Raw genomic sequence first — 7259 nt, 5'->3', positions numbered from 1 at the left:
GCGCGGCGTCGGCGGCGCGGGCCTGGGCCAGCGTCAATTCGGCGTCAATATGTAAAAAGCAATTCAGGCCGCTGGCCGTTTCGGCGGCCGCCAGACCGCTTTGGGCGAGCTCGACGGCGCTGACCTGGCGTTGCGCAAGGGCCGCGCGCAGGGCGGCGATCCCCTTGAATTGGGTGTGCAGAGCGGGTTTCGTCATGACTTAATCCAGGACCTTGGGAACCAGGAACAGGCCTTCCTGGGCGTCGGGGGCGTTGGCCAGCAGCTCCACGCGGCGGGCCTCCGAGCTGGGTTCGGTCACGGCATCTTCACGCAGGCGCAGCACGATGTCTTCGTGGGCGGACAGCGGGTGGGCCAGGGGTTCGACCCCCTGGGTGTCGACGGACTGTAGCCGTTCGATCAGGTGGAGGATGCCGTTGAGTTCGGCCTGCGCGAGGGTGCGCTGGTCGGGGGTCAGTTCGATTCTGGCCAGCCGGGCAATGCGGGCCACATCTGTGTCATTGAGCGCCATGGGGGATTGCAATTCGATAAGCGAAGGCCGAGGGGCGGGAGAGGGCAGTATGCATACGCCGAACCCGTTACAAAGCTTGAATAGCCTGCATTTATGCGCTATTTCCGGGGAAATTATAAGTTATGATTCACGGTTTAATCGCCGTGATGACAGGCGGACCCGTTGTTTTACGGGCCCTACGCCCCGCGGTATGTACCTCATTCCCCCCAGAATTTAGCTGAGCTCCCATGTTCGGATTCCTGCGCAGTTATTTTTCCAGCGATATGGCGATCGACCTCGGTACCGCCAATACGCTGATTTACGTCCGCGGCAAGGGCATCGTGCTCGATGAACCGTCCGTGGTCGCAATCCGTCATGAAGGCGGTCCCCACGGCAAGAAGATCATTCAGGCCGTCGGTCAAGAAGCCAAGCAGATGCTTGGCCGCGTGCCCGGCAATATAGAGGCCATCCGGCCCATGAAGGACGGCGTCATTGCCGACTTCACGGTCACCGAGCAGATGCTCAAGCAGTTCATCCGCATGGTGCACCCGCGCAACATGCTGGCGCCCAGCCCGCGCATCATTGTTTGCGTGCCCTGCGGCTCCACCCAGGTTGAACGCCGCGCCATCCGTGAATCGGCCCTGGGCGCGGGCGCGTCCCACGTCTTCCTGATCGAAGAGCCCATGGCTGCGGCCATCGGCGCCGGCCTGGCCGTGTCCGACGCCAGCGGTTCCATGGTCGTCGACATCGGCGGCGGCACCACCGAAGTGGCGGTCATCTCGCTGGGCGGCATGGTCTACAAGGGCTCGGTGCGCGTCGGCGGCGACAAGTTCGACGAAGCCATCGTCAACTATATCCGCCGCAACTACGGCATGCTGATCGGCGAACCCACCGCCGAACTGATCAAGAAGGAAATCGGCTCGGCCTTCCCCGGCTCCGAAGTCCGCGAGATCGAGGTCAAGGGCCGTAATCTGGCCGAAGGCGTGCCGCGCAGCTTCACGGTCTCGTCCAACGAGATCCTGGAATCGCTGACGGATCCGCTGAACCAGATCGTTTCGGCCGTGAAGATCGCGCTGGAACAGACCCCGCCGGAGCTGGGCGCCGACATCACCGACAAGGGCATTGCCCTGACCGGCGGCGGCGCGCTGCTGCGCGACCTGGACCGCCTGCTGCAGGAAGAGACCGGCCTGCCCGTCGTGGTGGCGGACGATCCGCTGACCTGCGTCGTGCGCGGTTGCGGCGAGGCGCTGGAACACCTTGAGAAACTGGGCGCGATCTTCATCAACGACTAATTTTGCCCGCCAGCCCGGAGCCCCGCTTTTTCACGGCTCCGGCCGCTGCCGGAGCGACGGACGCGGGCGTCCGGGCTGAGATTCATGCAACGACAAGGGACTCCTCCCCTATTCAGGCGCGGCCCACCTGCGGAGGTGCGGCTGGTCGTTCTGGTCGTCCTTGCTTTGGCCCTGATCGTCATGGATTCGCAATGGCGCATGCTGGAACCGGCGCGCCGCGCGATATCCGTGGCGCTTTACCCCTTCCAGCGCGCCGTCATGGCGCCACGCGACCTCGTCCAGCAAGTGAACGAATGGGTCAACGCGGCCAACCTCATCCGTAGCGAAAACGAAGCCCTGCAACGCCAGCGCATCGAGTTGGCCCAGGTGACCACGCACGGCGCCCAACTGGCGGCCGAGAACTCGCAGTTGCGCCGGCTGCTGGGCGTGACCGACACCGTGGCGCAGTCCGCCGTGGTGGTCGAGGTCATGTACGAGCCCACCAACGCGTTCACACAGCGCCTGGTGTTCAACAAGGGCAGCAAGGCGGGCTTGGCGCCGGGCATGCCGGTGATCGACGAAGGCGGCGTGGTCGGGCAGATCGTGCGCGTCACGCCGATGACCGCCGAGGCGGCGCTGGTCACCGACGAGCAGGTCTCCATTCCCGTGCAGTTGCTGCGCAACGGCTTGCGCCTGATCGCGTTCGGCGGCAACTCGCCCGGCAAGATGGAAGTCCGTTACCTTGCCGCCAATGCCGACATCAAGGAAGGCGATACTATCGTTACCAGCGGCGTCGGCGGATTGTTTCCGGCCGGCCTGCCGGTGGCCAAGGTGACCTCGGTCGAACGCGATACCGCCTCCGGTTTTGCGCGAGCCGTGTGCGAACCGCTGGCCCATCCCGAACGCTACCGTCACTTCCTGGTTCTGCAGGTCGATGTGGAACGCGCCGAGTCCAACCGTCAGGAGGTCGATTCCGGTGGATCGGACTAAGCAATCCTCGGGGCAGGCCACGCGCCGCCTCGGCACCCCCAGCAATGTGCAGCCCGACCGGCTCTCCGGCCCCGCGCACGGCGTATTCGTCTGGGCCACGGTGCTGGTGGCGTGGCTGGTGTCGCTGCTGCCGTGGCGTCTATGGCAGGGCGCGCCCGACATCCTGCTGCTGATCATCGCCTTCTGGTGCGTGCACGAGCCGCGCCGCATCGGCCTGTTCACCGCCTTCTTCTTCGGCCTGCTGATGGACGTGCACGACGCCGGCCTGCTGGGCGAGCACGCGCTGTCGTACACGCTGGTCGCCTACGGCGCCGTGGTGCTGCACCGCCGGCTGCAGCGGTTCGACCTCTGGAGCCAGGCCATGCACATGCTGCCTGTGTTCTTCATCGCCCGTTTCGTGACCCAGATCATCCATGCGTGGCTGGCCGGCAAATGGCCGGGCTGGGACTGGGGCATCAGCGTGCTCCTGACCGCCGCCTTGTGGCCGCTGGCGGGTTGGGTTCTGCACTTGCCGCAGCGCGGTGTCGACGACGCCGAATCTTCCTCCGCCTGACGGCGGCGCCGCGTCATGTTCGAATTCAAGAAAACCGGCCAGCAGCAGAAGCAGCGTTTCCGCCTGCGCGCCTGGGTGGGCGGCCTGTTCGCGCTGGCCTGCTTCGGCGTGCTGATCGGCCGGTTCTGGTATCTGCAAGTCGACCGCTACGAAGGCCTGTCCGAGCGCGCCGACCGCAACCGCATCGCGGTCGTGCCGATCCCGCCGCGGCGCGGCGAGATCCTGGACCGCAATGGCGAGGTGCTGGCGCGCAACTACCGCACTTACACCCTCGAAGTCGTGCCGGCCCACGCCGGCAATCTGAGCGAGCTGTTCGAACGCCTGACCGAGGTCGTGTACATCAGCCCGGCCGACCAGCGCCGTTTCAAGCGTCGCGCCGCCGAGTCCAGCCGCTACGCCAGCCTGCAGCTGCGCAACAATCTCAACGAAACCGAGGCTGCCTGGTTCGCCGCGCATTCCTTCCAGTTTCCGGGCGTGGAGCTGCGCGCGCGCTGGGTGCGCGAGTATCCGCAGGGCGCCTCGGCGGGCCATGTGGTCGGCTATATCGGCCGCATCGCGGAGGGCGATAACGAAGAGCTGGAGCGCGCCGGCCAGTTGGGCAACTACCGCGGCACCGACGTCATCGGCAAGAAGGGCATCGAGAAGACCTGGGAAGAGCAACTGCACGGCCGCACCGGTCTGGAAGAGGTCGAAGTGACCGCGGGCGGACGGCCCATGCGCACGCTGCGCCGGATCGATCCCGTGCCTGGCTCCGACATCATGCTGTCCATCGACCTGGGCCTGCAGAAGGTGGCCGAAGCGGCTTTCGAGGGGCAGCGCGGCGCGCTGGTCGCCATCGACCCCGACACGGGCGAGGTGTTGGCCTTCGTCTCGCAGCCTTCGTTCGACCCCAACCTGTTCGTGGACGGCATCGACGTGGACAACTGGCGCATGCTGAACGAATCGCCGGACCATCCGCTGATCAACCGGCCGCTGTACGGCACCTATCCCATCGGTTCGACCTACAAGCCTTTCGTGGCCCTGGCCGCGCTCGAACTGGGCAAGCGCCGCGCCACCGACCGCATCTCCGACCCCGGCTACTACGAATTCGGCGGCCAGAAATTCCGCAACGCCGGCGGGGCGGCCTACGGCATGACGGACATGCACAAGGCCATCGTGGTGTCGTCCGACACCTACTTCTATTCGCTGGGCCCCGAGATCGGCGTGAACGCGCTGCACGATTTCACCAAGCAGTTCGGCTTCGGCCAGATCACCGGTATCGACCTGGAAGGCGAAAAGCGCGGCGTACTGCCCTCGACCGACTGGAAGCGCTCGGCCTACAAGGACAAGGATCGGCAGCGCTGGTACGCGGGCGAGACGATTTCCGTGGCGGTGGGGCAGGGCTACAACGCCTTCACGCTGCTGCAGCTGGCGCAAGGCACGTCCACGCTGGCCAACAACGGCTTGTACCGCCGTCCGCACCTGGTGCACGCGGTGCGCGATCCGCGCAGCGGCGTGGCCAAGCCCACCGAGTCCGCGCCCGACTACCGCATTCCTCTCAAGCAGGCCAACGTTGACGTGATCAAGAACGCCATGGCGGACGTGGTGCGGGCCGGCACGGCGCGGCGCGCGTTCGCCAACACGCCTTACCAGGCGGCCGGCAAGACCGGCACCGCGCAAGTGTTCAGCCTGCGCGGCGGCCATTACCGCGCCAGCGCCATCGACGAACGCCTGCGCGACCACGCCCTGTTCATGGGCTTCGCGCCGCTTGAACACCCGCGCATCGCGGTGGCGCTGATCGTCGAGAACGCCGGCTGGGGCGCCAGCGTCGCCGCGCCGGTCGCCCGCAAGGTATTCGACTATTGGCTGGCCAAGGACCGCCAGGACAAGATCGTGCGGCCTGATCGCGCCGACCCCTTGGCCTCGGTCGAGGAAATTGCTTCTGACGTGGTGCGCCGATAATGAAACGCCTGGGCCTTATCCTGCTACGCGTGTTCACGGCCTTCGATTGGCCGTTGCTGGCGATCCTGCTGATGTTCGCCGCGCTCGGCATGACGGTGATGCATTCCGCCGTGGGCGGCACCGACTGGCGCTTCGCCGAACAGTCGCGCAACTTCATCATCGCCTTTTTCGCGATGTGGGTCATGGCGCTGATTCCACCTAAGTGGCTGATGAAGCTGGCCTTGCCCTTCTACGTGGTGGGGGTGGTGCTGCTGCTGGGCGTGGAGTTTTTCGGCGAAACCAGCAAGGGCGCGACCCGCTGGCTGAACCTGGGCGTGACCCGCATCCAGCCCTCCGAGATGATGAAGATCGGCGTGCCCATGATGCTGGCCTGGTACTTCCAGCGCCACGAGGGCGCGGTCCGCATCCGCGACTTCCTGGCCGCCGCCGCCATGCTGGCCGCGCCTTTCGGCCTGATCGTGCTGCAGCCCGACCTGGGCACGGCGCTGCTGGTGTTCGGCGCGGGTTTCTTCGTGATCTACTTCGCGGGCCTGTCGTTCAAGCTGCTGGTGCCGGTGATGCTGGCAGGCATTATCGCCATCGGCACGCTGGTCTACTACGAGGACCAGCTCTGCGAGCCTGAGGTGGACTGGGTGGTGCTGCACGACTACCAGAAGCACCGGGTGTGCACGCTGCTCAATCCCAGCTCCGATCCGCTGGGCAAGGGCTTCCATACGATCCAGTCGATGATCGCGGTGGGCTCGGGCGGGGTCTACGGCAAGGGCTACATGAAGGGCACGCAGACGCACCTGGATTTCATCCCGGAGCGCACCACCGACTTCATCTTCGCGGTGTACGCCGAGGAGTTCGGACTGTACGGCGGCATCGCCATCCTGGTGCTGTACGGGCTGATGATGGCGCGCGGATTGACGATCGCATCACGGGCGTCGTCGCAGTTCGGCAGGCTGCTGGTGGGGGCGCTGACGATGATGCTGTTCATCTATGTATTCGTGAACGTGGGGATGGTGACGGGGATCCTGCCTGTGGTGGGGGTGCCGTTGCCGTTCATGAGCTATGGGGGGACGGCTTTGTTCACCATGGGGATTGCGTTTGGGATCATGATGAGTATTAGTCGACATCGGTCGGTTAAGCCCTGATCTCGGTCGGTTTTTTGAACGGTTGGTTCTTGCGGTGGGTTGCGGCTGCTTCGTAGGTCGCCCGTCGGCGCGGGCGCCATGGCGGCGAGCGCCCACGATTGCGGTCCGGAGCCTTCGCTCCGGACTGCCCCATCCTCATCCTCGTCCAGGCCTTCGGCCTTCCCTTCGGATTCCGTCGGGCGCATCGAGGGCGCTCGCCGCCATGGCGCCCGCGCCGACGGGCTACGTTCGTCTTGGTCTGCTGCGCTGCTAGATTCGTGGTCGGTGGCGAGTCTCGCGTCGCCCGTTGCCTACGGCCGCGCGGGCGGCCGTAGGCAACATACATGGTTGTGCGCGTCGTGGCGATGGTCGCTAGCGCGATGGCGGAGGGTCGTTTTCTAGCGGCCCCGCATCATTGGGGGTGGGCGGTGATGGGTGGCGCGCGGCAGGCAGCGGTTTGCGCTTGAAGATTCTCTCGCGCGCGCCACCCATCCGGCACCGTGGCTTAGCGGCTGGTGATAATTAATCGGCCTGGCGATGTTCAGCGATGAGCAATCGCCTCCACGATTCAATGATGGCCTGTGCATCATGCGCGCGCAGCGCCATCCTCAATCGCAAGGCACCGCGGAAGCCTCGGAAGGCCGCCCGCGCGGCCGGCCCGAGGCGAGCCCCGCAAGATCCTCCGCCATACCCACCCGTTGCCAGAATGCCAAGCACGCCGCTCGCCCCAGCTGACGCCAGATTGCAGCTGAACGAGCCCGTCGCGTCGGCGGCCCGCCATGCGCGGGGCGTCGATAAGCCCGAGGGAATCTGAAGGGAAGGCCGAAGGCCTGGACGAAGATGACGAAGGGGAAGTCCGGAGCGAACGCTCCGGACCGCAATCGTTGCCCCGCGCATGGCAG

The 7259-nt window shown here is 65.7% G+C and carries 6 protein-coding genes and 1 pseudogene; 5 read left to right on the top strand and 2 right to left on the bottom strand.

Annotated features, from left to right (window positions below; genetic code table 11):
* Nucleotides 1-196: pseudogene (locus VIR09_RS03320) on the bottom strand (Asp-tRNA(Asn)/Glu-tRNA(Gln) amidotransferase GatCAB subunit A); the annotation flags it as partial.
* 3 nt (nucleotides 197-199) lie between these two features.
* The gene (gene gatC, locus VIR09_RS03315; RefSeq protein WP_332011580.1) at nucleotides 200-508 is read right to left on the bottom strand and encodes an Asp-tRNA(Asn)/Glu-tRNA(Gln) amidotransferase subunit GatC; all 309 of its coding nucleotides are present in this window, start codon (nucleotides 506-508) and stop codon (nucleotides 200-202) included.
* 227 nt (nucleotides 509-735) lie between these two features.
* Here gatC and VIR09_RS03310 point away from each other — a divergent pair, with 227 nt between their 5' ends.
* The 5 genes from VIR09_RS03310 (at nucleotide 736) to rodA (ending at nucleotide 6378) form a co-directional block, all read left to right on the top strand.
* A complete protein-coding gene (locus VIR09_RS03310; protein ID WP_006391829.1) occupies nucleotides 736-1779 on the top strand; it encodes a rod shape-determining protein in 1044 nt (347 codons plus the stop codon).
* An 84-nt stretch (nucleotides 1780-1863) separates the two neighbouring features.
* Nucleotides 1864-2748, top strand: coding sequence for a rod shape-determining protein MreC (gene mreC / locus VIR09_RS03305; protein ID WP_332011579.1), 885 nt, complete (start codon nucleotides 1864-1866; stop codon nucleotides 2746-2748).
* A complete protein-coding gene (mreD, locus tag VIR09_RS03300; protein WP_013396747.1) occupies nucleotides 2735-3301 on the top strand; it encodes a rod shape-determining protein MreD in 567 nt (188 codons plus the stop codon). The genes mreC and mreD overlap by 14 nt, the downstream gene beginning before the upstream one ends.
* Nucleotides 3302-3316: 15 nt before the next feature.
* Entirely contained in the window at nucleotides 3317-5242 is a 1926-nt protein-coding gene (gene mrdA, locus VIR09_RS03295; RefSeq protein WP_207469821.1) for a penicillin-binding protein 2, read from the top strand.
* A complete protein-coding gene (gene rodA, locus VIR09_RS03290) occupies nucleotides 5242-6378 on the top strand; it encodes a rod shape-determining protein RodA (RefSeq protein WP_332011578.1) in 1137 nt (378 codons plus the stop codon). The genes mrdA and rodA overlap by 1 nt, the downstream gene beginning before the upstream one ends.
* Nucleotides 6379-7259 lie beyond the last annotated feature (881 nt).

The organism is Achromobacter sp., assembly GCF_036567245.1.
Classification (GTDB): domain Bacteria; phylum Pseudomonadota; class Gammaproteobacteria; order Burkholderiales; family Burkholderiaceae_B; genus Achromobacter.
Note: the sequence above shows the minus strand (reverse complement) of the source record. Positions and strands in the feature narration are given on the sequence as shown.

Bases quoted from the DNA above. Each gene is read 5' to 3' on its own strand.
- VIR09_RS03310 (WP_006391829.1), top strand. From the start codon at position 736: ATGTTCGGATTCCTGCGCAGTTATTTTTCCAGCGATATGGCGATCGAC.
- mreC (WP_332011579.1), top strand. From the start codon at position 1,864: ATGCAACGACAAGGGACTCCTCCCCTATTCAGGCGCGGCCCACCTGCG.
- mrdA (WP_207469821.1), top strand. From the start codon at position 3,317: ATGTTCGAATTCAAGAAAACCGGCCAGCAGCAGAAGCAGCGTTTCCGC.
- gatC (WP_332011580.1), bottom strand. From the start codon at position 508: ATGGCGCTCAATGACACAGATGTGGCCCGCATTGCCCGGCTGGCCAGA.
- rodA (WP_332011578.1), top strand. From the start codon at position 5,242: ATGAAACGCCTGGGCCTTATCCTGCTACGCGTGTTCACGGCCTTCGAT.